22 protein-coding genes and 1 pseudogene are annotated in these 26,904 nt (G+C 73.3%); 6 read left to right on the top strand and 17 right to left on the bottom strand.

Annotated elements, in window-relative coordinates; all coding sequences use genetic code 11:
- Positions 1-56: 56 nt before the first annotated feature.
- From CHF15_RS03505 to CHF15_RS03450, 12 genes and pseudogenes are all read right to left on the bottom strand, one after another.
- Positions 57-1,385, bottom strand: a complete 1,329-nt coding sequence (locus CHF15_RS03505) for a pectate lyase family protein (RefSeq protein WP_089222055.1) — start codon at positions 1,383-1,385, stop codon at positions 57-59.
- Between the two features lie 114 nt (positions 1,386-1,499).
- The gene (locus CHF15_RS03500) at positions 1,500-2,834 is read right to left on the bottom strand and encodes an ABC transporter substrate-binding protein (RefSeq protein WP_089222054.1); all 1,335 of its coding nucleotides are present in this window, start codon (positions 2,832-2,834) and stop codon (positions 1,500-1,502) included.
- Positions 2,831-4,445 (bottom strand): annotated as a pseudogene (locus CHF15_RS03495) (family 43 glycosylhydrolase). The gene CHF15_RS03500 and the pseudogene CHF15_RS03495 overlap by 4 nt, the downstream one beginning before the upstream one ends.
- Positions 4,446-4,447: 2 nt before the next feature.
- Positions 4,448-5,290: a DUF6807 domain-containing protein gene (locus tag CHF15_RS03490; protein WP_089222053.1), complete on the bottom strand. Its 843-nt coding sequence runs from the start codon at positions 5,288-5,290 to the stop codon at positions 4,448-4,450.
- Positions 5,287-6,453: a Gfo/Idh/MocA family protein gene (locus CHF15_RS03485; RefSeq protein ID WP_089222052.1), complete on the bottom strand. Its 1,167-nt coding sequence runs from the start codon at positions 6,451-6,453 to the stop codon at positions 5,287-5,289. The genes CHF15_RS03490 and CHF15_RS03485 overlap by 4 nt, the downstream gene beginning before the upstream one ends.
- 90 nt (positions 6,454-6,543) lie before the next feature.
- Complete coding sequence (locus tag CHF15_RS03480; protein ID WP_089222051.1) at positions 6,544-7,464, bottom strand: carbohydrate ABC transporter permease; 921 nt, start codon at positions 7,462-7,464, stop codon at positions 6,544-6,546.
- Positions 7,461-8,387, bottom strand: a complete 927-nt coding sequence (locus tag CHF15_RS03475) for a carbohydrate ABC transporter permease (RefSeq protein ID WP_089222050.1) — start codon at positions 8,385-8,387, stop codon at positions 7,461-7,463. Before CHF15_RS03475 ends, CHF15_RS03480 begins: the two co-directional genes overlap by 4 nt.
- Before the next feature lie 108 nt (positions 8,388-8,495).
- Positions 8,496-10,220: an L-arabinonate dehydratase gene (araD, locus tag CHF15_RS03470; RefSeq protein ID WP_089222049.1), complete on the bottom strand. Its 1,725-nt coding sequence runs from the start codon at positions 10,218-10,220 to the stop codon at positions 8,496-8,498.
- A 25-nt stretch (positions 10,221-10,245) separates the two neighbouring features.
- Positions 10,246-11,148, bottom strand: a complete 903-nt coding sequence (locus CHF15_RS03465; protein WP_089222048.1) for a dihydrodipicolinate synthase family protein — start codon at positions 11,146-11,148, stop codon at positions 10,246-10,248.
- Positions 11,149-11,240: 92 nt separating this feature from the next.
- Positions 11,241-11,915, bottom strand: coding sequence for a GntR family transcriptional regulator (locus CHF15_RS03460; protein ID WP_089222047.1), 675 nt, complete (start codon positions 11,913-11,915; stop codon positions 11,241-11,243).
- A 1,229-nt stretch (positions 11,916-13,144) separates the two neighbouring features.
- On the bottom strand, positions 13,145-14,323 hold the full coding sequence (locus CHF15_RS03455; RefSeq protein ID WP_089222046.1) for a hypothetical protein: 1,179 nt from the start codon (positions 14,321-14,323) through the stop codon (positions 13,145-13,147).
- A gap of 41 nt (positions 14,324-14,364) precedes the next feature.
- Positions 14,365-15,300 carry a 5-dehydro-4-deoxyglucarate dehydratase gene (locus CHF15_RS03450; protein WP_089222045.1) on the bottom strand — a complete coding sequence of 312 codons (936 nt, stop codon included), beginning with the start codon at positions 15,298-15,300 and terminating at the stop codon, positions 14,365-14,367.
- A gap of 208 nt (positions 15,301-15,508) precedes the next feature.
- Between CHF15_RS03450 and CHF15_RS03445 the strand changes: the two genes are divergently transcribed.
- Positions 15,509-16,318 (top strand): NAD-dependent epimerase/dehydratase family protein, encoded by an 810-nt coding sequence (locus CHF15_RS03445; RefSeq protein ID WP_089222044.1) that lies wholly within the window; start codon positions 15,509-15,511, stop codon positions 16,316-16,318.
- Between the two features lie 14 nt (positions 16,319-16,332).
- Here the strand turns inward: CHF15_RS03445 and CHF15_RS03440 are convergent, their stop codons facing one another.
- On the bottom strand, positions 16,333-17,064 hold the full coding sequence (locus CHF15_RS03440) for an SDR family NAD(P)-dependent oxidoreductase (RefSeq protein ID WP_089222043.1): 732 nt from the start codon (positions 17,062-17,064) through the stop codon (positions 16,333-16,335).
- 65 nt (positions 17,065-17,129) lie between these two features.
- On the opposite strand from CHF15_RS03440, the gene CHF15_RS03435 reads away from it, so the two are divergent.
- Entirely contained in the window at positions 17,130-18,344 is a 1,215-nt protein-coding gene (locus tag CHF15_RS03435; RefSeq protein ID WP_179279652.1) for a TerD family protein, read from the top strand.
- A 68-nt stretch (positions 18,345-18,412) separates the two neighbouring features.
- Here the strand turns inward: CHF15_RS03435 and CHF15_RS03430 are convergent, their stop codons facing one another.
- Both CHF15_RS03430 and CHF15_RS03425 read right to left on the bottom strand, forming a co-directional pair.
- Positions 18,413-19,879 (bottom strand): alkaline phosphatase PhoX, encoded by a 1,467-nt coding sequence (locus tag CHF15_RS03430; protein ID WP_089222041.1) that lies wholly within the window; start codon positions 19,877-19,879, stop codon positions 18,413-18,415.
- Positions 19,880-20,033: 154 nt separating this feature from the next.
- Entirely contained in the window at positions 20,034-21,563 is a 1,530-nt protein-coding gene (locus CHF15_RS03425) for a hypothetical protein (RefSeq protein WP_089222040.1), read from the bottom strand.
- A gap of 332 nt (positions 21,564-21,895) precedes the next feature.
- Here CHF15_RS03425 and CHF15_RS03420 point away from each other — a divergent pair, with 332 nt between their 5' ends.
- Positions 21,896-22,474 (top strand): suppressor of fused domain protein, encoded by a 579-nt coding sequence (locus tag CHF15_RS03420; protein WP_245938637.1) that lies wholly within the window; start codon positions 21,896-21,898, stop codon positions 22,472-22,474.
- Positions 22,475-22,558: 84 nt separating this feature from the next.
- On the top strand, positions 22,559-24,286 hold the full coding sequence (locus CHF15_RS03415; RefSeq protein ID WP_179279638.1) for a dolichyl-phosphate-mannose--protein mannosyltransferase: 1,728 nt from the start codon (positions 22,559-22,561) through the stop codon (positions 24,284-24,286).
- A 26-nt stretch (positions 24,287-24,312) separates the two neighbouring features.
- Here the strand turns inward: CHF15_RS03415 and CHF15_RS03410 are convergent, their stop codons facing one another.
- Complete coding sequence (locus tag CHF15_RS03410; RefSeq protein WP_089222039.1) at positions 24,313-25,047, bottom strand: rhomboid family intramembrane serine protease; 735 nt, start codon at positions 25,045-25,047, stop codon at positions 24,313-24,315.
- A gap of 339 nt (positions 25,048-25,386) precedes the next feature.
- On the opposite strand from CHF15_RS03410, the gene CHF15_RS03405 reads away from it, so the two are divergent.
- On the top strand, positions 25,387-25,869 hold the full coding sequence (locus CHF15_RS03405) for a GNAT family N-acetyltransferase (RefSeq protein WP_245938636.1): 483 nt from the start codon (positions 25,387-25,389) through the stop codon (positions 25,867-25,869).
- Positions 25,870-25,973: 104 nt separating this feature from the next.
- Here the strand turns inward: CHF15_RS03405 and CHF15_RS03400 are convergent, their stop codons facing one another.
- Positions 25,974-26,366 (bottom strand): hypothetical protein, encoded by a 393-nt coding sequence (locus tag CHF15_RS03400; RefSeq protein WP_322975661.1) that lies wholly within the window; start codon positions 26,364-26,366, stop codon positions 25,974-25,976.
- A 26-nt stretch (positions 26,367-26,392) separates the two neighbouring features.
- Between CHF15_RS03400 and CHF15_RS03395 the strand changes: the two genes are divergently transcribed.
- Positions 26,393-26,851, top strand: coding sequence for a DUF4279 domain-containing protein (locus CHF15_RS03395; RefSeq protein WP_089222037.1), 459 nt, complete (start codon positions 26,393-26,395; stop codon positions 26,849-26,851).
- Positions 26,852-26,904 lie beyond the last annotated feature (53 nt).

Here is a 26,904-nt window from a genome sequence, read left to right as displayed (position 1 = left end):
CCGCCGGCCGGGGACGGTCGGCCGACGGGGTGCCGCGGGGGCGGGGCGGCGGCCGGTCAGAGCCTTCCGCTGCCCGCCCGGCGGTCGACGACGTGCGGTACGGCGGCGGCCCGGTCGACCCGGGTGCGCAGGGCCGGGGTCCATCCCGCGTCGTCGCCCAGCTGCTCCCCGGGGACACCCGCGTTGTGGACGGCCAGCAGGTCGACGGGGCGGCCGTTGACGAGGTTGCCCGCCTCGGTGAGGGCGGTGCCCTTCCACTTCTTGATGACGGTGGCGCGGTCGACGCCCGCGGGCAGGGTGAAGGCGTTGGCCTCCGCCACCAGCTGCGACTGGACGCCGACACCGAGGCTGTAGCCGTAGGCGTAACCGGAGTCCGGGGTCACCACGTAGTGGTTGTTGTAGACGTCGACCTGGCCGAAGCGGACGCGTGGGGCGCGCTCGGTGACGTTCCGGTAGAGGTTGTGGTGGAGGGTGACGCGCAGTCTGCCCGCGTCGGTGGCGGCGGCGCTGTCGCTGTTGCCGATGAGCGAGGTCTTGCCGTGGTCCCGGAAGACGTTCCACGAGGCGGTGACGAGGTCGGAGCCCTTGATGACGTCGAAGAGGCCGTCGTGCTTCTGGAAGACGCGGCCGAAGTACTCGGGCAGGGCGCTGTCGGGCTCGTCGCCGTCGGAGAAGGTGTTGTGGTCCACCCACACGTGCGTGGAGTCGACGACGCTGAGGTTGTCGTACTCGGAGTTCCAGTTGCCGGTGTCGCCGTCGGTGGGGTCCCAGGCGGGGAAGCAGTCCGCGGCGTTCTCGAAGGACAGGTTCCGGATGATGACGTCGTCCGCGTCCTGGACCATCAGGTCGGCGCCGCGGAGGGTGGCGCCGCGGCCGAGGCCGACGATGGTGGTGCGGGAGCCGACCCGCACCTGGACGCGTTCCGCCTGGACCTTCTGCGAGGCCGCGCGGGCGTCCTCGAGCGGGCCGGACGGCTCGCGGTCGGTGCCCCACACCGCGGGGTCGTAGGCGGCGAGGTAGCCGTCGAGCGTGTAGCCGCCGGTGGCGTAGTCGGCGCAGTCCAGGGGGGTGCCGTCGTCGGCGGTGTTGGCGTCGATGACGCCCTTGACCTGGACGATCCGGGGGGTGCCGTCGCCGTTGCCGAGGGCGGCGACCAGTTCGGCGCGGTTGCGCACGGTGAAGACGTGGGCGGCGTCGGCGGCCGAGCCGCCCCGGGTGCCGCCGCCGGCCGAGGCCCAGCCGTCCCCGGCGGGCAGCACCGCACGGCCGAGGGCGGCCCCGTGCGGGACGGCCTGGGCCGCGGCGGGTGCGGTGAGGGCGAGGGTCAGCGTCGAGCAGCCCAGCAGGGCAAGCATGGCGCGTGCATGACACACAGTTCTGCGCATTGCGGCTCCTTGCGAGGAGGTCGGGAGGGATGGGGAACGGGGGGTGGAGGGGACGGCCGGCGGCGCACCGCACGGCGTGGGCGCCGCCGGCCGCCCCCTTCCCTGGCGCGTGGATCAGGAGTTGTGCTTCTTCCAGTCCGCCTGCGCGGCGTTGAGCTTCCCGGCGAAGGCGTCCAGGAAGTCCTTGGCGCTCAGCCGGCCGAGGACGACCTTCTGGAACTCCGGTTCGCTGTCGGCCTTGCTGAGGGTGTTCCAGTCCGGCAGGTAGTACGGCAGCTGGACGATCCTGGTCCTGGAGTCGGTGAGCGCGTCGATGGCGATCTTGGTGGCCCCCGCCGAGGCGATCCAGTCGTCGTCCTGCGCCTGGGTGTTGGACGGGATGGCCCCGGCCGACTCGTTCCACAGGCTGTTCGCCTCCGCCGAGGCGGCGAACTCGATGAACTTCCAGGCCGCCTCCTTGTTCCCGGAGCTCTTGAACAGGCCGAGCCCGTCCACCGGGTTGGAGACCGTCGTACGCACCCCCGCCGCGTCGACCGGCATGGCCACGCCCGCGAACTTGTCCTGGCCGAGGGCGTCCAGGTGGTTCTGGAAGGAGCCCAGGTTGTGCTGGAGGATGCCGATCCTGCCGTTGTCGAACTCGGCGACCATCTTGGTGAAGTCGTTGTTGAGGTCGGCTTCCGGCGTGGTCTTCTTGTACAGCGCGACGTACTTCTCCAGCGCCGCCACGTTCTTCGGGTCGTTGACGGTGGTCGAGTCGCCGTTCCAGAAGCTGTCGATGCCGGACTGCCCGTACATCATGTCCAGGGCCTGGGCGATCGAGCCGGCGCCGCCGCGGAAGGTGAAGCCGAACTCGTTGTTCTTCCGGTCGGTCAGCTTCTCCGTCGCCGTGAAGAAGGCGTCCCAGGTGGTGGGCGCGGGCACCCCGGCGGCCTCGAAGAGGTCGGTGCGGTACCACAGGACGCCCATGTTCGCGGAGGTCGGCACCGAGAACAGCTCGTCGCCGCCGCCCGCCACCTGCACGCTCTCGACCAGGTCGGGGTCGAACCCGCCCTTCAGGGAGCTGTCCTCGATGCGGTCGGTCACCGGGTCCAGGGCGTCCTGCGCGACCAGGCTCGCGAGCATCGCGGTGCCCACGCCGCCCACGTCGGGCAGGCCCTTGCCGCCCGCGATGGCGGTGTCGTACTTGGACTGCACGTCGGCTGCGGCGACCCCGACGTACTTCACCTTGATGTCCGGGTTCTTCTTCTCGAAGCGGGAGATGATCTCCTTCCACACCTCGGTGCGGACACCGCCGTTGTTGTCCCAGAAGGTGACGGTGCCCTTGCCGCTGCCCTCGCTGCCCGAGCTGCCCTTGCCGTCCGTGCCGCAGGCGGACGCGGTCAGCGCCAGTGCGGAGACGGCCGCGACGGCGGCGGCGAGGCGCGCTCCGCGACCCTTCGGTGCTCTCATGGTGACTCTCCTGTCGGGGTGTGTGCGGGTGGTGGGGACGTACGGGACCTACGGGGCGGCCGGGGGTCCGGCGCGGGTTCCGGGGCGGGCGGGCCGGCCGTGCCCGCCGTGATCCGGAAGTGGGTGAAGTCCGCGGTCCCGGCGGGGCCGCCGGGGCCGGTGGGCGCGCTGGGCGCCGTGGCGAAGAGCCCGAGCTGGGCGCCGACCCACCGCCACGGCGTCGCGGCGAACACCGGGCCCGAGGGGCGCGGGCCGTCCCCGGTGTCCGCGGCGAAGCGGCAGCGGGCGCCCGGGGTCACCTCCACGCGCAGCGAGGCGGGCCTGCGCCGCGTCGCGTTCGGCCGCGGCGTCGGACTCGGCGAAGCGGTGCACCAGGTGGACGCCGTCCGCGGAGCGCTCCAGGCCGATCCAGCCATAGGCGTCGCCGACCACGGCCAGCCCGGCCCTGGCGCCGTCGGCCGCGGCGTCCAGCGCGAGGTCGACGGTGACGGTGAAGGACTCGGCGGGCAGCCGCTGCAGCAGGACGTTGGGCAGCCGCCGCAGGTCGTGGGCGTCGGCGGTGCGCACGCAGGTCAGGCGCAGCGCGTCGGCGCCGTGCGCGGTGGTCCAGCCGGGCCGCGGCGAGGCGGCCCACGACCACTGCCGGCCGAACCGTCCGCCGGGGAAGTCGTCGTCGGTGGCCGGGGCCTCGGGCGGCTGCGGCTCGGCGGTCGCCGGCTTGGCGTGGCGGGCGACGGGTTCGCCCGCGTCACCCGCCAGGGGCCAGCCGTCCGCCGTCCAGCGCAGCGGCTGCAGGTGCACCACACGCCCGTACGCGCCGCGCTGCTGGAAGTGCAGGAACCAGTCCTCGCCCCGCGCGGTGCGCACCCAGGCGCCCTGGTGCGGCCCGTTGACCGCGGTGCGCCCCTGTGCGAGCACGACGGCCTCCTCGTAGGGGCCGAAGAAGTCGCGTGCGCGGAACGCGCCCTGCCAGCCCGTCCCCACCCCGCCGGCCGGCGCGAGGATCCAGTACCAGCCGTCGTGCCGGTGGAGCTTGGGGCCCTCCAGGGTGAACCAGCCCGGGATCGTGTCGCCGTCCACGACCACCCGGCCCTCGTCCCGCAGTTCCCGGCCGTCCGGGCTCATCCGGTGCCCGGTGAGCCGGTTCTTCACCCCGGCGCGGGACCTGGCCCAGGCGTGCACCAGGTAGGCGGTGCCGTCCTCGTCCCACAGCGGGCAGGGGTCGATCAGGCCCTTGCCGGCCTTCAGCAGGTGCGGACGGGTCCACGGGCCGCGCGGATCGGGCGCGTTGACCTGGAACAGCCCGGTGTCGGGGTCGCCCCAGAAGATCCAGAAGCGGCCGTCGTGGTGCCGCAGCGACGGCGCCCACACCCCGCAGTCGTGCCGGGGCACGGCGGACGCCCGTACGGGACGGTCCAGCGCGTGCCCGATGATCCGCCAGTTGACGAGGTCGCGGGAGTGCAGGACCGGCAGCCCTGGGACGCGGCCGAAGCTGGAGGCGGTCAGGTAGTGGTCGTCGCCGACGCGGATGACGTCGGGGTCGGACCAGTCGGCGTGGAGCACCGGGTTGCGGTAGGTGCCGTCGCCGAGGTCGGCCGTCCAGGGGCGCATCGTCAGCCGCTCCCCTCGACGAGGCGGCGGGCCAGTGCGCCGGCCTCCGCGGGGCCGAGCCGCCCGTCGGCGACCGCGGTGGCGATCCGCCGGGTGACGGTGCCTCCCGCCGGGACGGGCAGCCGCCGAGCCCAGGCGAGGGAGGAGCCGACGCCCGGGTACTCGGCGGTGCGCACGAACCACGGGTCGCGGCGGCTCGCGCCGGTCGCCCCGGCGAACACCAGGGTCCAGCCCTCGCCGGACAGGGCCAGCCAGTCGGCCGCCCGGCCGTGCACCGCCTCCTCGCCCTCCGCGTCGGCGGTGAACACCCGTGCCCGCTCGGGCTCGGCGGGCGCCCGCCAGAAGAAGCCGCCGTAACCGGCTCCGGGGCGACCGTTGGTGGCGGGGCTGCCGATGGTCAGTTCCCGGTCGCCGGGGTTGGCCAGCGCGAAGGTGACGTCGAGCGCCCAGCGGTCCGGGCCGAGTGCCCGGGCCGTGACCGTCCGGCGCTCGCGGAGCAGTTCGAGGTCCCCGAAGCGCCAGGACAGCTCCTCGGTGAAGCCGTCCGGGCCGCCGCGGAGCAGGCCCAGGTGCTCCTGGACGCCGTGGTCGTCCAGTTCGGTGGGGCCGCGGTCGCGGACGTAGGTGCGGCCGCCCCAGAAGTTGCGCCCGCCGACGTCCGGGACGGCGACGCTCACCCCGAGGTGGTGGAGGTGGTCGCCGGGCATGAACTCGGTGACGGGCACCCCGGCCAGGGTCGTCAGCGGGTGCAGGTAAGGGCGCGGGGAGAGCCGTCCGGGCAGATCGGGGCGGTGGACGTACCGTCCCACCGTGCGTCCGGCGACGCGCAGGGCCGTGGCCGTCATCGCGGGACCACCCCGCCGGCGGCGGCCCAGGGGGCGCCCATTTCGGAGAGGAGGGCCAGGCGCTCGGCGCCCGCGGTGACCATGGCGTCGACCCCGGTGACGACGCGCCTGACGGAGCGTTCACCGGGTTCGGTGCGCCAGGCGTCCGGGGGGAGCGGCACCGGGTCCGGCGCGGTGCGCACGGCCTCGACGACCTTCATGAAGGCGCCGGTCGCGCGGGGCGGCACGAGCAGGTCCTCGCCGTGCCGGACGTGCGCGACCAGGTTCTCCAGCAGGTCGGTGCGCCCGTACCGCCGCTCCTGCGGCCCGTGCCCGGCGCGTTGCAGCAGGACGCGGTCCTGCTTGTACCAGAACGTCACCCGGCCGCGGTCGCCGTGGACGACCACGTACGGTTCGGTGTTCCGCTCGGCGCACAGGGTGGCGGTGACCGTGACGATCGTGCCCCGCGCGGTGCGCAGCCGCAGCGCGGAGGTGTCGTCGGCCTCGATGGCGTTGGCCCGGAAGAGCTCCAGCTCGATCGCCCCGACGTCCTCGGCGCGTTCGCTGCCGTCCAGGGCGAGCGCGGTGGCGACGGCGTGGGCGAGCGGGTTGGTGAGCACCCCGTCGACGACGTCCGTCGTGCCGACCCTGCGCCGCCCCGACCATGCGGCCCGGCGGAAGTAGTGCTCCTCGCGCACCCAGTTGCCCGCCGCGCCGATGCCGCGCACGGCGCCGATCGCGCCGTCGGCGACGAGCGCCCGCACGGCGGCCAGGGCGTGCGAGCCGAGCGACTGGAAGCCGATCTGGCAGGCCCGCCCGCTCGCCTCGACCCCGGCGACCAGCCGCTCGTACGCGGCGTAGGAGGGCGCGGGCGGCTTCTCCAGCAGCACGTGGGCGCCCTGCGCGGCCGCGGCCAGCGCCAGGTCGGTGTGCGTGTGGATGGGGGTGCAGACGATGACGATCCCGGCGCCGGTCCGCGCGGTCAGCTCGCCCAGATCGGTGCCGCGGGCGGGTTCGGGGAACCCGGCCGGCTCGCCCGGCGCGAGCGCGGCAGTGTCGCAGATCCCGGCAAGGCGCACCAGCCCGGTGGCCGAGAGCCTGCGCAGGTTCTCCAGGTGCCAGGCGCCGTGGCCGCGGGCCCCGGCCAGGACGACCGGCACGGGCGCGGCGCCGGACGGCGCCACGGGCGGGCCGCCGCCGGCGGGCCGTGGGGATGCATCACGCACGGTTCGGACCTCCTCGTCCGTGGGGGATCTGCGCTGCCGGTACGGGCGTCAGCCCTTCACCGCGCCCGCGCTGAAGCCCGTGACCAGCCACTTCTGGATGAAGGCGAAGACGATGACGACGGGCACGGCGGCCACGACGCCGCCCGCGGCGAGCGTCCCGAGCTCGACGCTCTCGCCGGAGCCGATGGTGTAGCTGAGGCCGACGGGGATCGTGTACTTCTCCTGCGTGCTGAGGAACATCAGCGAGAAGAGGAAGTGGTTCCAGCTGTGCACGAAGGCGAAGGAGCCCACCGCGATCAGCCCCGGGCGCAGCAGCGGCAGCACCACCGCGCAGAAGGCACGGATCCGGCCGCAGCCGTCGACCCAGGCGGCCTCCTCGAGCGACACCGGCACGTTCTTGATGAAGCCGCTGATGAGGATGATCGACAGGGGCAGCTGGAAGACCGTCTCGGCGACGATGACGCTCCACAGGGAGTCGATCATGCGCAGTTCGCTGAAGATCTGGAAGAGCGGCACCAGCATCAGCGCGCCCGGGATGAACTGCGAGCACAGCAGGGCCAGCAGGAAGGCCCGCTTGGCACGGAAGTCGAAGCGGGCCAGCGCATAGCCGCCGAGCAGCGCGACCACGGTGGTCATCACGAGCGTGGCCACACCGATGAGCAGGCTGTTCTTGAAGAACACCGCGAAGCCGAGGTCGTTCCACACCTTCGAGAAGTGCGCGGTGGTGGCCGGCCACGGCACCAGCGAGGTGGACCCCGAGGGGCGCAGCGCGAACAGCAGCATCCAGTAGAAGGGGACGAGCGTGAACAGCAGGTACAGGCCGAGGGGCAGGTAGATCTGCCAGCGGGGCGCGCCCGCGGTGAGCGCCCGGCGCCCGCGGCGCGGCCCGGTGCCGCCGCGGTCGGGGCGCGTCGCGGGCGCCACGTGCGGCAGGGGGACGCCGTTCGTCTCCGGCACGGTGGTGGTCATGTGCGGTCGCTCCCGAACTTGCTGAGACGCAGGTAGACGATGGAGCAGAAGAGGAGGATCACGAAGGCGACGGTGGTGAGCGCGGACGCGTAGCCGAAGTCGTGGCCGTCGATGCCGGTGTTGGCGACGTACAGCGGCAGGGTCGTCGTCGACCCGGCGGGACCGCCGCCGGTGAGCGTGTAGAGCAGGTCGACGTTGTTGAACTCCCACACCGCGCGCAGCAGCGTGGACAGCACGATGGCGTCCCGCAGGTGGGGCAGCGTGATGTGGAAGAACCGCCGGAAGCGGCCCGCGCCGTCGACCGAGGCCGCCTCGTACAGCTCGTTCGGGATGGACTGCAGGTCGGCGAGGATGAGGATGGCGAAGAACGGGACCCCGCGCCACAGCTCGGCCAGGACGGCGGCGGGGAAGACGGTGTCGGGGTCGGACAGCACCGAGGTGCCGTACTCGCCGATGCCGGCGTCCGCGAGGTAGCGGCTGATGCCGGTCGCGGGGTTGTACAGCAGCATCCAGATCGTGGTGGTCAGCACGCCGGAGACGGCCCACGGCGAGAAGACCAGGGCGCGCGACAGGCCGCGGCCGACGAAGGTCTGGTTGACGATCAGGGCCAGCGCCAGCCCGAGGGCGAGCTGCAGTCCCACCTCCGCGACGACCCACTTGAGGCTGAAGAGCAGGCTCTGCCAGAACAGCGGGTCGTCGAAGAGGATCCGCCGGAAGTTGCCGAGGCCGGCGAAGCCGTTCCGCCAGGGCTTGGTGACGTTGTAGTCCTGCAGGCTGTAGTAGAGGACGCTGAGCATCGGGTAGGCGATGAAGCCCAGCATCAGCAGGACGGCCGGGGCGATCAGGACGTACGGGGTGCGCCGGGCCGCGCCGGACGGCCGGCGCCGCGGGGGCCGGGGTGGTTTCGCCACGGCTGTGGCCATGACCGGTACTCCTTCGTACGGGTACGGGGAAAGCGCTTGCCGATTGGTGCGGGGCCGCCACGGGCGCGGTGGCGGTACGGGCGGTGCGGGGTGGTGCGCGGCGGGGCGTCAGCCCGCGTAGGGCTCCGGCACTTCTCCGGGCCGGGCCAGGAAGCGGAAGTCGCAGCCGGTGTCGGCCTGGGTGATCTGGTCCTGGTACAGCGCGCCGTAGCCGCGTCCGTAGCGGGGCGGCGGTGCCTGCCACTGCGCGCGCCGGCGTTCCAGTTCCGCGTCGTCGACCTCCAGGCGCAGGGTGCGCGCCCGGACGTCCAGGGTGATCAGGTCCCCGGTGCGGACGAGGGCGAGCGGTCCGCCCACGTGCGACTCGGGCGCCACGTGCAGCACGCACGCGCCGTAACTCGTGCCGCTCATCCGGGCGTCGGAGATCCGCACCATGTCCCGCACCCCCTTCTTCAGGAGGTGGTCGGGCAGCGGCAGCATCCCGTACTCGGGCATGCCCGGCCCGCCGAGCGGGCCGGAACCGCGCAGCACCAGGACGCTGTCCTCGGTGATCCCGAGGCCCGGGTCGTCGATGGTGCGCTGCAGGGTCCGGTAGTCGTCGAACACGACCGCGGGACCGGTGTGTTCGAGCAGGTGCGGCTCGGCCGCTATGTGCTTGACGACCGCGCCGTCCGGGCACAGGTTGCCGCGCAGGACGGCGACGCCGCCCTCGGCCGCGAGCGGCCTGTCCAGCGGGCGGATCACGTCGTCGTCGTGGACGAGCGCCCCGGTCAGCTGCTCGCCCAGGGTCTTGTGCGCGACGGTCGGCCGGTCGAGGTGCAGGACGCCGGCGTCCCGCAGCCGGGTCAGGAACCCGGGGAGGCCGCCCGCGAAGTGGAAGTCCTCCATCAGGTACCGGCCGCCGGGGCGGAGGTTGGCCAGCACCGGCACCGTACGGGCGATGCGGTCGAAGTCGTCCAGCGTGAGCGGGACGCCGCTGCGCCCCGCCATCGCGATCAGGTGGATCACGGCGTTGGTCGAACCGCCGAGCGCGAGCACCGTGGCCACCGCGTCCTCGTACGCCTCGCGGGTGAGGATCGCCGACGGCCGCAGGTCCTCCCGCACGAGGTCGACGATCCGCATCCCGGAGGCCGCCGCCATGCGGTCGTGACCGGAGTCGACGGCGGGGATCGACGACGCGCCCGGCACCGTCATCCCCAGCGCCTCCGCCGCCGCGGTCAGCGTGGAGGCGGTGCCCATGGTCATGCAGTGACCGGGCGAACGGGCCAGCCCGCTCTCCAGTTCGGCCATCTCGCAGTCGCCGATGAGCCCGGCCCGCTTGTCGTCCCAGTACTTCCACATGTCGGTGCCGGAGCCCAGCACCTCGGTGCGCCAGTGCCCGGGCAGCATGGGTCCGGCCGGCACGAACACCGCCGGCAGGTCGGCGCTCGCGGCCCCCATCAGCAGCGCCGGCGTGGACTTGTCGCAACCGCCCATCAGGACCGCCCCGTCCACCGGGTAGGAGCGCAGCAGCTCCTCGGTCTCCATGGCGAGCAGGTTGCGGTAGAGCATCGGCGTCGGCTTCTGGTACGTCTCCGACAGCGTCGCGACGGGGAACTCCAGGGGGAAGCCGCCCGCCTGCCAGACCCCGCGCTTGACCGCCTGGGCCCGCTCGCGGAGGTGGACGTGGCAGGGGTTGATGTCGCTCCATGTGTTGAGGACCGCGATCACCGGCTTGCCCAGATGCTCCTCGGGCAGGTAGCCCAGCTGCCGGGTACGGGCCCGGTGGCTGAACGAGCGCAGGCCGTCGGTCCCGTACCACTGGTGGCTGCGGAGCTCTTCCGGCTTCTTCATGGCGGACCCTCCGTCCCCTCCCGGCTCACAGGTCCCAGCCGGCGAGCAGGGCGGCCACCCGCTCGCGCCGGTCCCCGGTCAGCAGGCGGCTGGGCGGGCGCACCTCGCGGCGGCACAGGCCCAGCACCGCCAGCGCCTCCTTCACCACGGACACGTTGTTGGCGGAACCCTGCTCGGCCCGCAGGTCCTCGAACTCCCTGATCTGCTCCCACACCTTCATCGCCGCCGCGTAGTCGCCGTCGCGCAGTGCGCGCAGCATCTCCAGTGACACCCGGGGCGCGACGTTGACCAGGCCCGAGGTGAAACCGGTCGCGCCCATCGCCCAGTACGCGGGCGCGTACAGCTCGGCGAGACCGGCGACCCAGGTGAAGCGGTCCAGCCCCGCGTCCCGCGCCACCGCCGCGAAGCGGGCGGCGTCGGGCACCGCGTACTTCACCCCGACGACGTTCGGGCACAACGCGCCGAGCCGCGCGATCAGTCCGCCGTCCAGCAGCGGGTTGCGGACGTACGGGACGACCGCGGTCTCCGGGACGGCCTCCGCGATGGCGCGGTGGTAGTCCACCCAGCCCTCCGGCGACACGTACGGGTGGATCGGCTGGTGCACCATCACCATCTGCGCGCCGGCGTCGCGCGCGTGCCGCGCGGCGGCCACCGCCGTCGGCACGTCGTGGCCGACGCCCACCACGACCTGGGTGTCCGGGTCCGCCTCCGCCATCGTCAGCTCGACGACCAGCCGCCGCTCGGCCGGGTCGAGGGCGTAGAACTCCCCGGTGTTGCCGTTCGGCGTGACCGTCCGCACCCCGCTGTCGAGCAGTCTGCGCAGCAGCGCCCGGTACGCGGCGCGCTCCACGCCCCCGTCCGCGTCGAACGGGGTCACCGGGATCGCCACGACGTCGGCGAGCGCGGACGACTGCTCTGCGAATGACATTCGGTAGCCCTTCAACTCGGGTGCGGTGGGGGTGGCACGCAACGGAAGCGGGCGCGCGGGGGGCCGTCCCCTCACCCCCGCGCGCCCGCGGCTCAGCGGGGCGGCCCGTCGCCGCCGTCCGGGCCCTCGGGGAACGCCCGGGCCACGAAGCTCGCGATGTGGTCGTGGAGCAGCCGCGCCGCGCCGTCCGCGTCCCCGTCCAGCGCACGCGCCAGGATCTCCCGGTGCTCGCGGGCCTCCTGCTCCCACGACGGCGTCTCCTGCCAGACCACGGCCGAGACCAGGGCCGCCTGGTCCCGCACGTCGTCCAGCATCCGGGCCAGCAGGGGGTTGCCGCACGGCGTGTACAGCGCCCGGTGGAACTCCCGGTTGGCGAGCGACCGGTCGGCCCGGTCCCCCGCCTCGTCGGCCCGCGACAGCGCCTCCCGCGCGGCGTCCAGCGGGGCGCGGTGCGTGACGGTACGACGCAGGGCCTCCGGCTCCAGCAGCAGGCGGACGTCGTACACCTGACGGGCCATCTCCGCGTCCACGGTCCGCACGGTCACGCCCTTGTACTGGCTCATCACGACCAGCCCGGTGCCGGCGAGCGTCTTGAGCGCCTCCCGCACGGGCGTCTTGGACACCCCGAACTGCGCTGCCAGCTCGGCCTCGACGAGTGCCTGACCGGGCTTCAGCCGGCCGGTGAGTATCCCGTGCTTGATCGTTTCCAGCACGACCTGGGTACGGGACGGAATCGGCGTCGGCGCGGTGCCGGCGAGCAGGTCCATGGGGGCTCTTTCGGATCTCGCGTATGGCGTCTCATATATGACGTACGAAGTACGACGCGATGAAAGTAGGGCGGGGGGCGGGGTACGTCAATGGGTCCAACACGGCTTTGTGTGCGGCGCGGTTGTCGTGTGCGGGTCGTTTGCGCCTGCGGCGGGCGTCCACCCGCCCTCCCGCCCGATTGCCCGGCGCGGTCAGTGCGGGCCTGCGCTCCGTTGGCGTGGGGTCGGTGCCGCGCCGGCGCACGTCCTCAGCGCTCGCGGCGCTGCCTCACATCGTTCGGCGCCGCGGCCACCGCTCGTCGCTTCCGGGCGCACCCCGCCACACCCCCTCCAGTCGTGTGGGCGACTGACGGCCGGAGGGGGGTAATGGGGGGCGCCCCTCCCGGCACCGCTAAGAACTGCCCCCGGCAGGGGTCCCCCGGCCGCAGGCCGAGATCGGCACCTCCCCGGAACGGCTGGCGCAGCTCGCCCGCTTGCGCTCGCAGGGTTTGCCTATGTCACGGCGACGCCGAAGGTCGCCAGGCGGCAGATCATGACGATTGCCGGTGTGGGGACGCACCCTGGCCTCCGGCGAGTCGCCGACCCGCAACCAGGTTCAGTCCTGAGACCACACCGACCGCACCGCATGAGGCCGCCCCTGGTCGAAGACCGAGGGAGGGCAAGAACGCGCACACGACAACAGGCCGCTCAGCAGAGTGATCGACACCTGTGCGCCCTACCGCCGGCACCGGCCCCAGCACCCCGAAAGAGCTCCCGGTCCAATCGACCCCATGATCATCACGCGAACCCGGCGCGGGCCTCAGCCGCCACCCCCAGCTACCGCTGGAAGGTGCCCCCATAGAACAGCCGGTGGGGTTCACAAAGCGCGTGCGGCAACCCCGGACTGCCCTCTCACCCCCTCCGGCCGTCATGCGCTCTCACGACGGGAGGGGGTGTGGCGGGGTGCGCCCGGAAACGACGAGCGGCGGACCCGGCGCCGAATGATGTTGGGGTAAACCGCGAGCGTTGAGGACGTGCGCCGGCGCGGCACCGACCCCACGCCAACGGAGCGCAGGCCCGCACTGACCGCGCCGGGCAATCGGGAGGGAGGGCGGGAGACAGCCCGCCGCAGGCGCACACAACCCGCACACAACAACCGGGCAGCCCGGCGCAGCCGCCCGCAGGCGCAACGCACCCGCACACACCCACCGGCCACAACCACAACCCACCCGGCGCACAAGGCGCAAGCCTCAGCGGCCCCCTGCCCCCGCCAAAAACGCCTGCACCGCCGCCAGATCCCCCGCGGACGCGAGCCCCGCGTGGTAAAGCCGCAACTCCGTCGCCCCGGCAGCCGCCGCCCGGGCCGCGTCCGCGGCCAGCGTGGCGGGGCTGCCCCCCATCCCGGCGACCACGGGGAAGTTGGCGGCCAGCACGGTTCCAGGCCGCGCGTGCGGCGCGCAGGCCGCGACCAGGTCCGCCCCGGGCAGCACGAGCCCGTCCGCGTGGCCCAGGACCCACCCCGGGTCGACCCCGGCGTTGGCCCCGCAGCGGTGCGCGTGCGGGTCCGCGTGGAGCAGCACCCGGAACCCCGGTGCCGCGGCGGCCCGTACCGCCTCCACCGCGCCCCGCTGCAGGTCCCGCGCGACGGAACCGCGCCACACCATGGTCAGCCCCGCGAGGTCCGCCCCGAGCAGCTTCTCGACGTCGGCCCACTCGTCGGACCCGGGGACCCACTCCCCCGCCCACACCGGCGCGAGGGCCCCCCGTACGGCCCCCCGCAGTTCCTCCGGGTCCGCGCCCAGCCCGGCGTACCCCGCCTCGCACGCGGGGCAGAAGCACAGGGACATCAGGAACTGCGCGGCCCCGGGCAGCGGCACGCCGCCCGTCTTGTCGTGGGCGTGCAGGTGCGCGAGGCCGTACCAGCCGCAGGACTCCAGTTCCGTGCCCCCCGTGTCCGTCCCCGGCCGCACCGCGGCCTCCGCCGCCAGCGTGACCAGGTACGCGCGCACCTCCGGCTGGGCGATGCACGGCGCCCAGGGGTAGCGGTCGCCGTAGGCGTTGCGCACGTTCACGCGGGGGTGCTCGTCCCCGAGGCGGGAGTTGTGGGCGAGCACGACCCAGGAGTGCACGTCCAGTCCGGCCGCCCGCAGGGCCCGGGCGGCCTCGCCGTAGGCGTCCTCGGCTCCCGCCCAGTCCTGGGTGTAGGGCCGCAGGGCGCGCCCCGCCCAGCGGCGCTCGTCGGGCGGGTAGAGCACGGCGGCGTGGCGGGCGGTGACGACGCGGTGTCCGGGGTGGCGGGGGGTCAGCGCCCGGGTGGAGTGGTACGCGGAGGCGAGTGTGACCTGCTGGACGCCGAGGCCGGCCATGCGGTCCGCCGCCTCCGGGTCGCCGATGACGTCCCACGGGTAGACGAAGGTGGAGGCTCTCAACACGGCTCCTGGTGATCGGGGTTGACGCGGGCCACCGTACGTCAGTCCTCGCCGAGCAGGGCGAGTCCGCGGTCGATGAGTTCGGCGAGTTCCTTGACGTGCGCCGGCGCGGGCTCGGACAGCGGCGGGCGCACCTCGCCGACGTCGAGCCCGCGCAGCCGGACGCCGGCCTTGACGAGGGAGACGGCGTAGCCGCGGCCCTGGTGGCGCAGTTCCACCAGCGGCCGGTAGAAGCCGTCGAGGAGGGCGTTGACGGTGGCGTCGTCGCCGGCGGTCAGGGCGCGGTGGAAGGCGAGGGCGATCTCGGGCGCGAAGCAGAAGACGGCGGAGGAGTAGAGGGTGACGCCGATGCCGCGGTAGGCGAGGCCGGTGAGTTCGGCGGTGGGGAGGCCGTTGAAGTAGCGGAAGTCCCGGTCGGGGACGGTGCTGCGGACGGCACTGATGATGCGCTGCATCAGGTCGAGGTCGCCGACGCCGTCCTTGAGGCCGATGATGCGCGGGATGCGGGCGAGTTCGGCGACGGTCGCGGGGGTGAGGACGGCGTTGTCGCGCTGGTAGACGATGACGTCGAGCGAGGTGCCCTCGGCGAGCGCCGCGTAGTGGCGCAGCAGTCCGGCCTGGTCGGCGACGACGAGATAGGGGGGCATGGCGAGCAGCCCGTCGGCGCCCGCCTCCTCGGCGAGGCGCGCGAACTGCAGGGCCAGTGCGGTGCCGTAGCCGGCGCCGGCGACGACCGGGACCCGGCCCGCGGACTCCTCGACGGCCGCCGCCACACAGGCGCGGTACTCCTCGGGCGTCAGCGCGTGGAACTCGCCGGTGCCGCAGCACGCGAACACCGCCCCGGCCCCGGCCTCGATCCCGCGGCGCACGTGCGCGCGGAAGACCTCCAGGTCGACGGCGCCGTCCGGGCCGAAGGGCGTCACGGGGAAGAACAGCAGGCCGTCGAGGCGCGCGGAGAGTGAGGCGGCATCGGTCATCGGCTTCTCCCTGAAGACTGGCGTCTGTACGCTCATCTGATCGATGTCTATATTCATGAACGCGTTCACGCTAGGGCAGCACAGAGGACGGGTCAAGGAAGACAGCCGCAGGTGGTGGAGTCTTGACGCTTCGACAAGCGCTCTTTAGCGTGTCCATGAATATGAATGACGTCCATGAGCATGGACGTCCGATCGAGGAGACCCGCGCATGCCCGCTCCCCGCACCATCCTGCTCACCGGCGCCGCAGGCGGCCTGGGCACCCTGATGCGCGAGCTGCTGCCGGCGCACGGCTACGAGCTGCGCCTCCTCGACATGCTGCCCGTCGAGGGCGCGCCCGACGCGATCACCGCGGATCTGGCGGACCGCGCCGCCCTGCGCGAGGCCGTGCGCGGGGTCGACGCGATCATCCACCTCGCGGGCATCTCCCTGGAAGCCCCCTTCGAGAAGATCCTGCGCGCCAACATCGAGGGCACGTACAACCTCTACGAGGCCGCCCGCGAGGAGGGCGTGCCGCGGATCGTCTTCGCCTCCAGCAACCATGCGGTGGGCTTCACCCCGCGCCCGGTCGGGGACGACCCGCTCATCCCGGTCGACACCCCGCGCCGCCCCGACACCTTCTACGGCCTGTCCAAGTGCTTCGGCGAGGACCTGGCCCAGCTCTACTGGGACCTCCACGGCCTGGAGACCGTCTCGATCCGCATCGGCTCCTGCTTCCGCGAGCCGACGTCGGTGCGCATGCTGTCGGTCTGGCTGAGCCCGGAGGACGGCGCGCGGCTGCTGCACGCCGCCCTCACCGCCGAGGACGTCGGGCACACCGTGGTCTACGGCAGCTCCGCCAACACCCGGCTGTGGTGGGACCTGTCCTCCGCGCGGGCGCTCGGCTACGAACCGCGCGACGACTCCGAGCCCTTCGCGGCCGGGCTCGTGGACGCGCAGGGCGAACTCGACCCGGCCAACCCGGACCACGCCCACCTCGGCGGCCACTTCACCACGCACCCGCCCATCTGGCCCCACTGACCCCGGGGCGGCCCTCAGCGACCGCGCTCCGCACCGCCGTTCACCTGGTGGATCTGCGCGGTGATGTGCGCGGCGCCCGGGGAGGCGAGCCAGTGCGCGAGCGAGGCGACGTCCTCGGGGACGCCGACCCGGCCGGTGAGGGTCTGGCCGACGAGGAACGCGCGCCGCTCCCGCGTCATGCGCCCGCCGAAGAACTCGGTGTCGTCGATGAAGCCGGGCGCGATGACGTTGACGGTGATCCCGCGCGCGCCCAGGTCCGCCGCCAGGTCGTAGGCGTACGGGTGCAGGGCGGCCTTGGCGGCGCCGTACGAGCCGGAGCCGCCGCCGCGCACGGCGGCGATGGAGCTGAGCAGCAGCACCCGGCCGCCGTCGGCCAGCAGGTCGCGCAGCGCCTCGGTGAGCAGCACGGCGGTCAGCACGTTGGACCGGAAGTTGCCCGTCCACAGTTCGGTGAGCGACGGTTCGCCGGCGCCGAGGGCGACGTTCCCGCCCGCGTTGTTGACCAGGACGTCCACCCGGCCGAAGCGCTCGGCCACCAGGTCGCGGACCCCGGCCGCCTCCGTCTCGTCGGTCAGGTCCGCCGGGACGGCCAGGGCGGATCCGGAACCCAGCCGGGCGACCGCCTCCTCCAGGACGTCCGCCCGCCGTCCGACCAGCACGACCTGGTCCCCGTCGCGGACAAAGGCCTCCGCGACGGCCAGGCCGATCCCCGTACCGCCGCCGCTGACGACCACGATGCGTGACACGTGAAAACTCCGTTCGGTAATGGAACCGTAAACCCGGAACGATCGTTAAGCGGAACATGACCGCAATGACACCCGGCTCGAACATCCCGCTCTCCGCGGCGCGCGTGGCAGTGGAGGTATCCGCGCCCGTGCGGCTGGATGTTTCGGGCCTCCTGATCGCCGGCGACGGCAAGGTGCGCTCCGACGACGACTTCGTCTTCTACAACCAGCCCGCGGGGCCGGGTGTCACCTACCGGTCCGGTGGCGGCACCTCCCCCGACGCGATCACGGTCGACACCTCTGCCGTGCCCGCCGACATCGAGAAGATCGTGGTGACGGCGAGTCCCGACGCGCCCGGGGCCACCTTCGCCGGCACCGAGCCGACGGCCACCGTGCGGGACGCCGACAGCGGCACCGTCCTCGCGACCTTCACCCCCTCCGGGCTGAGCACCGAGACCGCGCTCGTGGTGGTCGAGGTCTACCGCCGCGCCGGCGCCTGGAAGGCCCGCGCGGTCGGCCAGGGGTACGCGAACGGGCTGGCGGGCATCGCCACCGACTTCGGCGTCTCCGTCGACGAGCCCGCGGCCGCCGCTCCGCAGGCACCGCCCCAGGCGCCGCCCGTGGCTCCCCCGCCGCCGCCCGCTCCCCCGGCCGCCGCCATGACCCCGCCCCCCGCGCCCCCGGCCGCACCGCCGGCCCCTCCCGCCCCGCCGGTCGGCACCGGCAAGATCAACCTGGACAAGGGCCGGGTCAACCTCCAGAAGCACCAGACGGTCTCCCTGGTCAAGGGCGGCAAGCCGCTGATGACCTCGGTCCGCATGGGCCTCGGCTGGGAGCCCGCCTACCGCGGCAAGGACATCGACCTGGACGCCTCGGTCATCGCGTACGGACCGCAGCGCAACCACATCGAGTCCTGCTACTTCGGCCGCCTCACCATCCTGAACGGCGCGATCCAGCACTCCGGCGACAACCTCACCGGCGAGGGCGCGGGCGACGACGAGGTCATCACCGTCCACCTCGGCGGCCTGCCGCCCGAGGTCACCGGGCTGGTCTTCACGGTGAACTCCTTCTCCGGCCAGAAGTTCAACCAGGTGGCCAAGGCCTACTGCCGTCTGATGGACGGCGCGACGGGCGAGGAGTTGGTGCGCTTCGACCTCACCGGCGCCGAGCCCCGCACGGGCGTGATGATGGCCAAGTTCATCCGCCAGTTCTCCGGTGAGTGGGAGATGACGGCGATGGGCGACTTCGTCGACTCCCGCACGGTGAAGGGCATGGTCAAGCCCGCCGCGCAGGCGCTCTGAGCGACACGCGTGCGCCCGGTGGCCCGTGCGGGGCACGGACCACCGGGCGCGGTTGACGCGGTCGGGGCTCAGCAGGCGCCGCCGTGGCCCTGGCGGCGCCAGGGGCCGGTGATGGCCAGCATGATGCCCGGGTCCTGGATGTTGGCGAACAGCGTCTTGCCGTCGGGCGAGAAGGTCACACCGGTGAACTCGCTGTACTCCGGCTCCTCCGCGGTGCCGATGTTCAGCTCGTTGCGGGCGATCGGGTAGGTACGGCCGTCGCCGAGCGCGCCGAACAGGTGCTGCACGCCCTCGCCGTCCTCGGCGATGACCAGGCCGCCGTAGGGCGAGACGGTGATGTTGTCCGGACCGTCGAAGGCACCGTCGGCCGACGGGTCGGGGTTGACGCCCAGGAGGACCTTGAGGGTCAGGGTGCGGCGCTTGGGGTCGTAGAACCACACGGCACCGTCGTGGGACGCGCCCGGGCTCTCCTCGCGGGCGTAGGAGGAGACGACGTACACGCCGCCGTCGCCCCACCACATGCCCTCCAGCTTGCGGGCGCGGGTGACCTCGCCGGCCGCGAACTGCTTGCGGACGGAGGTCGCCTTCGCGTCGCGGTCCGGGACGTCCACCCAGTCCACGCCGTAGACCGTGCCGATCTTCGTGGCGCGGGACAGGTCGTCGACGAACTTGCCGCCGGAGTCGAAGCACTTGAAGGCCTGCAGCACACCCGCGCCGTCGGGCAGGGCGCGCAGCTTGCCGCGGCCGTGGTGGAAGCCGGCCGGCGGGGTCCAGCGGAAGAACAGGCCGTTGGGGTTGGAGGCGTCCTCGGTGAGGAAGAGGTGGCCGCGCTTGGGGTCGACGACGACCGCCTCGTGCGCGTAGCGGCCCAGCGCCTTGATCGGCTTGGGGTCGCGGTTGGCCCTGCGGTCGTACGGGTCGACCTCGAAGACGTAGCCGTGGTCCTTCAGGAAGCCGTTCTTGCCGGCCTTGTCCTCGGTCTCCTCGCAGGTCAGCCAGGTGCCCCAGGGGGTGCGGCCGCCGGCGCAGTTGGTGGCGGTGCCGGCCACGCCGACCCACTCCACGACGTGGCCGCCGTGCTTGGCGACCTCGACGATGGTCACGCCGCCGGCCGCGCCGGAGTCGTAGACCAGGCCCTCGGTCAGCGGGACCGGGTGCGGCCAGTCGGCGCGGGCACCGGCCAACTCGTGGTTGGTGGCGAGCAGCGTGGCGCCGCGCAGGCCCTCGAAGGTGGCGGTGCCGTCGTGGTTGGAGGGGGTCGACTCGCCGGACTCCAGCTTGGTGACGCCGGTCCGGGTGATGACGCGGTACGAGAAGCCCTTGGGCAGCGCCAGGATGCCCTTGGGGTCGGGGAGCAGCTCGCCGTAGCCGAGCCCTCCGTGGTGCCGGGACGCGCCGGCCGCCGCGGCGGTCGCCGGAGGCTCGGCGGCGAGGGCGCCGGGTGCGGTCGCGAGGACGTCGACGGTTCCGGCCAGCGCGACTCCGGCGCCGGTGATCGCCGTGCGCTTGGCGAAGTCTCTGCGGGTGAGAGGCATCGTTCTCTCCTGGGGCCACAAGGTCACTGCTCTGCCGCAGTCACGCTCCCGTCCCACGGCGAACGGGAGTTGAACTGAGCGGGACATTCCGACGCCCATTCCCCGAGACGTTCGGGCCTCCGCCGCGCCCCTCCCCGCGGGGCCGGCGGGCGGTTCAGGGCGCCGCGGTTCCCGCCGAACGGGCCTTGAACGCGGCCTTGCGCGCCTCCTTGGCCAGTCGCTTGTCGGGGTGGATGCGGCCCATGGCCTCCAGGACGTCGGCGGTCGCCGGGTGGTCCACCCGCCAGGCGGCGGTGAAGAACCCGTCGTGCCGGGCGACGAGGTCGGTGACCAGCTCGCGCAGCAACTCGGGGTCGTCGTCGGCGTCGAGCTGGGCGGCGATGGTGTCGACGGTGAGCCAGAAGATCATGTCCTCGTCGGGGGCGGGGACGTCCGCCGCCTCGCGTTCCGTCAGCCAGACCCGGGCCAGTCCGCCGAGCTGGCGGTCCGCCAGGACCTCGCGCAGGGCCGGCTCGGCCTCGTCGCCGAGCAGGCTCAGGGTCTGCTGGGCGACCAGGCGGCGGCCGGGCGCGTTGCGGTCCTCGCCGCGCGCCGCCTCCAGCAGCTCGCGGGCCGCGTCGTACGGCTTGCGGTTGCCGAGCCACGCGTCGGCCTCGCGGCGGGCGATCTGGTCGGGGTACTGGAACAGCGCCTCCAGGAGGACGGCGGCCGGCTCACCCGCCAGGTCGCCGGCGACCGGGGCGTGCATGCCGGCGTCGGCCATCCGGGAACGTACGCCGTACACGCCCAGCGGGGTCAGCCGCACCAGGCCGTAGCGCGAGACCTCCTCGGGCCCGATCTCCTCCGGGAAGACCGCCGCGGTCTCGGCGGGCCCGTCGTCCTCGGACTCGGCCTCCTCGATCAGGGCCTCGTCCAGCGGCTGGTACTCCAGCAGCCCGATGGTCGTGAGCAGCCGGAAGTGCTCGTCGAGGCGCATCATCACCTCGGTGACGTCCTCCAGCAGGGCGTCGCTCGGCTCCTCCACGTCCTCGGGGACGACGAGGGAGGCGGCCAGGACCGGCAGCGGCACGGCGTCCTTGGCGTCGCCGCCGGAGTCCTCCATGGCCGTGAAGAGGTAGAGGTTGGCGAGCGCGCCGTCGAGGAACTCGGCCTCCTCCTCCGGGTCCCAGTCCAGGCTGCCCAGGTCGACCTCGCCGTCCGGGCCCAGCTCCTCCAACAGGCCGTCGAGGTCGGGGGTCGCGGCCTCGGCCAGCGCCGTGTCGAGTGCGGCCAGCCACACCTCCAGCACCTCGCGCGGCCCGCCCGCGTCCAGCCGCCCCAGCGCCGCGCCGGGCACGGCGCGCCCCGCGGGCTCGTCCAGGGCCACGCTCCCGGCGGCGGCCTCTTCGTCGTCCTCGTCCTCGTCCTCGATGTCGAGGTCGACGAGTCCGGCGTCCACGGCCACGCCCCAGGCCTGAGCCGCGTCCGCCGGGCCGTCCGGCTGCTCCTCCAGGCCCAGCTCGCGGACGGCGCGCGGGACGTCCTGCGCGGTCAGCTCCCCCATGGCGTCCACGGTCACGTGCGGCGCGCACCAGCGCGCCAGTCGTACCGCGCGGTCGAGGAGCGGCACGGCGAGTGCGAGCCGCGCCAGCTCCTCCTCGGGCAGCAGCCTCACCGGCGGCAATTCGAGGCGGTCAGCGGCCATGGCGGGGTCTCCAATGCAGCGGTGTCCGGGGGGCGCCTGAACGCGCAGCACCAGCCTAGACGTGTGGGCGCCCGGCGGGCGTGCTTCGGCTTTCCGTCACCCGCCATTACCGCGACGGACGCACGAGTTGTCGGCATTGCCGGGAGTGGGCGGGCCCGCGGAACGCGCACCGCGGTTCCATCCGTCAGCGGTGTCACTTCCGCCCCACCGCCGGAGCCGGCGGCCGGTGCGCACGCCGCGGCGGCCCACGCCCCGCGGATGCACCGGTGCGCGACAGGGCGCACGGCTTCCCCCACGCGCCGCCCCGCGCGGCGCCTGCCATGATCCTCGCCATGACGACGAGCGAGGCGCACCAGGCGCTCGACCGGCACGTGCGGGAGTTCTTCGCGGGACACCCGGTGGGCACGGCCGCCCACGACCTGGGCGACGGACGCCGCGGCACGGTTCCCGACCTGCGTGTCATCGAGGTGGGTCCGGGTCCCCGCGGCGACCACTGGACCTATGTGACGGCCGGCTGCTGGTCCCGGGGCGCCCGCGACGGCCACGGGGTGGAGTTCGTCCTGACCGCCCCGGTCCCCGACCCCCGCTTCGCGGACCTGATCGCCATGACCGCCCACTACCACTGCGGTCCCCGGCCGCACCCGCTCGACGTGGGCCACAGCCTCCCCGTCGGCGAACCCTGGGTACCGGGTTCGGCCTGCGACCACATCCTGGTCAGCCTCCCGTACCTGCACGGCCCCGACCTGGAGGTCTGCCACCTGCCGGACGGCCACGCCCGTCTGCTGTGGCTGCTGCCGGTGACCTCGTCCGAGATCGCCTTCCGCCGCGAGCACGGCACCGAGGCGCTGGAGCGGCGCTTCGACGAGGCGGGGATCCGTCCGCTGGACCTGCACCGGGCACCGGTCGTCTGAGCGCGGCCGGCACGACGCCCGCCGCGGGGCCCCTCAAACACGGGTGCCGGTATGACAATCCGACAACGTCCCTAGGATGTGCGGGTGACGACGGACACCGCTACGCCGGACCGCACCGACGACGACGCCGGCGACCCCCGGGCGGCGACCGCCGCCGACTGGCCGCTGCGACTGCGCCGGTTCGGCCACAGCCCACGCCCCCGGACCGACACCCGCGAGCGGCTGGTCCCGCCCTTCCCCGAGCCGGGCACCCGCACGTGGCAGGCCCTGGGCCTAGGCCCGGCGCGGGCGTACCGTGCCGCACGGGCCATGGGCTGGCTCGGCCCCGTCCTGGTCGCCGTCTTCGCCGGCGTACTGCGCTTCGTGAGCCTCGGCAGCCCGCACGCGATCGTCTTCGACGAGACGTTCTACGCCAAGGACGCCTGGTCCCTGCTCCGGCTCGGCTACGAGGGCGGCTGGCCCGACCGCAAGGTCTCGGACCCGCAGATCCTGGGAGACCCCCAGGTCATCCCCCTCTCCGAGACCGGCCACTTCATGGCGCACCCGCCGATGGGCAAGTGGGTGATCGCGCTCGGCGAGTGGATGTTCGGCCTGAACCCGCTCGGCTGGCGCTTCATGGCGGCGGTGCTCGGCACCCTGTCGGTGCTGATGCTGTGCCGCATCGGCCGCCGCCTGTTCCGCTCCACGGCGCTCGGCTGCCTGGCCGGCGGGCTGATGGCGGTCGACGGCCTGCACTTCGTGATGAGCCGCGTCGCCCTCCTCGACGTGGTCGTCATGTTCTTCGTGCTGGCCGCCTTCGGCTGCCTGCTGATCGACCGCGACCGCGCGCGGGCCCGGCTCGCCGCGGCCCTCCCGGTGGGCATCGACGGCTTCGCCGGTCCCGACCAGGACACCGGCGCCCGCGCGGGAACCGGCCCCCGGCCCTGGCGGCTCGCGGCCGGCGTGCTCCTCGGCCTCGCCTCCGCCGTCAAGTGGAACGGCCTGTACTACCTGGCGTTCTTCGTGCTGCTGACCGTGCTCTGGGACGTCGGCGCCCGGCGTCTGGCCGGAGCCCGCCGCCCCTACCGCGCGGTGCTCCGCCGCGACCTCGGCTGGTCCTTCCTGTCCCTCGTCCCGGTCGCCGTGGTGGCATACCTCGTGACCTGGACCGGCTGGTTCCTCAGCGACGACGGCTACGGCCGGCACTGGGCCGACGGCCGCGGCGGCACGTGGTCGTGGATCCCGGCACCGCTGCGCAGCCTGTGGCACTACGAGTACGGGGTCTACCAGTTCAACGTCGGCCTGTCGGACCCGCACCCCTACCAGTCCAACCCGTGGAGCTGGCTGGTCCTCGGCCGTCCCGTGTCCTTCTTCTACGAGTCCCCCAAGCAGGGGCAGGACGGCTGCGGCGTCGCCAACTGCTCGCGGGAGATCCTCGCCCTCGGCACGCCCCTGCTGTGGTGGGCCGCCTGCTTCGCCCTCGCCTACCTGCTGTACCGCTGGGCGCTGCGCCGCGACTGGCGCGCCGGGGCCGTCCTGTGCGCGGTCGTGGCGGGCTACCTGCCGTGGTTCCACTACCAGAACCGCACCATCTTCTCCTTCTACGCCGTCGTCTTCCTCCCCTACCTCTGCCTCGCCGTCGCCATGGCGCTCGGCGCGCTCATCGGCCGGCCCGGCGCGACCGAACGCCGGCGCACCTACGGGGTGGTGGCCGCGGGCGTGCTCGTCCTGCTGATCGTCTGGAACTTCATCTACTTCTTCCCGATCTACACCGGGCGGACGATCCCCTACGACGACTGGCACGCCCGGATGTGGCTGAGCACCTGGATCTGAGCCGGCCCGTACGGGCCGGCGGGGGCCTAGAGCAGCCCCAGGTCGCCCAGTTCCTTGTGCAGATCGGCCCGCGGGTTGTCGGCGGGGAGCGGGGCGTCGCCGCGCGTCACGGCGGGCCCGCCGCCGCCCCGGCGGGCCGGGCGGTCGCCGCGAACGCGCCGGTCACGGAAGAGCCAGGCCCCCACCAGGCCGCCGACCAGTCCCCCGAGGTGACCCAGCCAGCTCACACCCGGCGTCCCCGGCACGGCCACCGTGAGCATGTAGGCGAAGGACGCCGCCATCACGATGCCGATGAGGGTGTCGATCAGGTGCCGGTCGAAGAGCCCGCGCACCACGACGTAGCCGAAGTAGCCGAAGATCAGGCCGCTGGCGCCGACCGTGTCGGCGTTGCCCTGCTCGAAGAACCACACCGCCAGGCCGCTGGTCACCGCGACGAGCAGGCTCAGCGCGAGGAAGCGGCCCACCCCGCGGTACGCGGCGAGGAAGGCGAAGACGAACAGCGGACCGGAGTTGCTCTCGATGTGCGCCCAGCTCCAGTGCAGGAAGGGCGCGGTCAGGACGTTCGGCAGCGTGCCGACGTCGCTGGAGACCACCCCGTAGTCCCGCGAGAGCGCGTAGTGGCCCGTGTAGTTGGCCACCTGCAGCAGCCAGACGACCGCCAGGAAGCCGAACACCACGAAGAACGCCTTCCGCGCCTCCGCGATCATCTCCTCCGGACGTACGGCCCCCGGGCCCGAACCGTCCCGCTCCGCCCCACCCATGACGCGCTCCCTCCCCTGCGGCCCCCGGCCGCCCCACACCACGAACCCCGCGGGTCACATGGTGCCCCAGGCAACCAGCCCCACCCAAGCCCTCGCCTTCGCCCCGGCGGTACGACACCGCGCTGACCACGTCCTCCGCATGGGGGCCGACGCCCTGCGGCATCAGACCGGAGATCCGCATGAGGTCCACGACCGCCGCCGCACGCGGGCGACCCGGCGCCCGGCGTGCCAGAGCCGCCCCGACCCGCCCGGGCCGCTTACGCTGCGAGGACGTCCGGCCTGGCGTCCTCGGCGAGGCGTACGCACGGGGAGATCGCCGGATGCGGGAAAGGGTGTGGCATGACGTCCCCAGGTGTGCACCTCCGGGAGATCACCGACGACAACCGGGAGGCCGTCCGCGCCCTCCGCGTCCGGCACAGGCAGAAGCAGTTCGTCGCCTCCGTGTCCCTGTCGCTGAAGCAGGCGGCGAAGATGCCGGACGCCAGTCCCTGGTACCGCGCCGTGTACCGCGGCGACGAACCGGTCGGCTTCGTGATGCTGTCGTGGAAGCCGCCGTCCGGCCCGTACCGGGGGCGGCACTTCATCTGGCGGCTCCTGATCGACAAGCGGTACCAGGGGCACGGCATCGGCCGCGAGGTGCTCACGCTGATCGCCGACCTGGTCCGCGCGGACGGCGCCACGGAACTGCTGACCAGCTACGAGCCCGGCGACGGCGAGCCGTGGCCCTTCTACCGGAAGTTCGGCTTCGAACCCACCGGGGACATCGACGACGGCGAGATCGTCCTGCGGCTCCCCCTCCCGCCCGCCCCCTCTGCGACGTGACCGACGCCGGTGTCCCGGTCACCGCGTCTTCTCGGGGAGCCGTTCACATGGCGCACCGCCCTGCCGCCGTGCCGACCGTCCCAGTGACGTGCGACGGCCCTGCGCTACTCGGCCAGGTAGGCAAGACCGGCCTCAGTGGGCCGGGTCGTCACCGATCCGCCCCGCACCTGCCACTCGACCTGCCCGGCCACCTCGCCACTGGCCACGAAGAGCCCACGGACCCGGTCCCCGTCCTCGTCGGACGCGGGGATCGCGGCCATCGCCCGCAGTTGGTCCATGAACCAGTCCACGGCCGACACACGGACGTCGCCGCCGTAGAAGACGTACGAGGTCCAGTTGAAGTGTCGGGCCGGAAAGCCCCAGCCGTCGCTGTAGTGCCCGTCGGAATGGTCCGCGATCACTTGGCGGACGGCGGCGAGCTGCTGCTCGTCGCACTCCAGCCACCCCCTGACGGAGACGTACACGCCCACCTTGCCCTCCCCTTGAACCGGCGTCATCCGAGCTCGGGGGTAGCATCGCGCGGATGCCCGTGCGCCAGTACGTCTACTTCGCCTTGTTCAGCCGCCACACCCCGGCACAAGAGATCACCGAGCAGCTTGGCATCAGCCCTGACAAGGTGTCGGTCCGGGGCAGCCGCCTCGCCGGGCCGACGGTCGTCCCGGTCGACCACTCCTGGGAGGTCGCCTGCGCGGACCCGGGGTTGTGCGTGGACGAGCAGATCGCCCGGGTTCTCGAAAGGCTGCGGCCCCACACCGACCGCATAGCCGAACTCGCCGGCCGCCTGGCTGCCGAAGGCGGCGGAGCAGTGCTTCAGGTCGTGCGCTACTTCGACGACGCAACTCAGAACCTCCCGGAAGCCCCGCAGAGCCCGAATCTCTTCGGCTGGCACCTTGACCGCGAGGTCATGGACTTCCTCGCCGCCGTCGGCGCCGAGCTCGATGTCGACGAGTACGACACGGCCTCCGGCCCGGACGGGCGCTGAACGCACGAGCGCCCTCCCGGGCCACCGGCCATGGGAGGGCGCTCGTCGGACGG

Source organism: Actinacidiphila glaucinigra (assembly GCF_900188405.1).
Classification (GTDB): domain Bacteria; phylum Actinomycetota; class Actinomycetes; order Streptomycetales; family Streptomycetaceae; genus Actinacidiphila; species Actinacidiphila glaucinigra.
The sequence above is the reverse complement of the archived record's forward strand: the minus strand, read 5'-3'. Positions and strand labels throughout refer to the sequence as shown.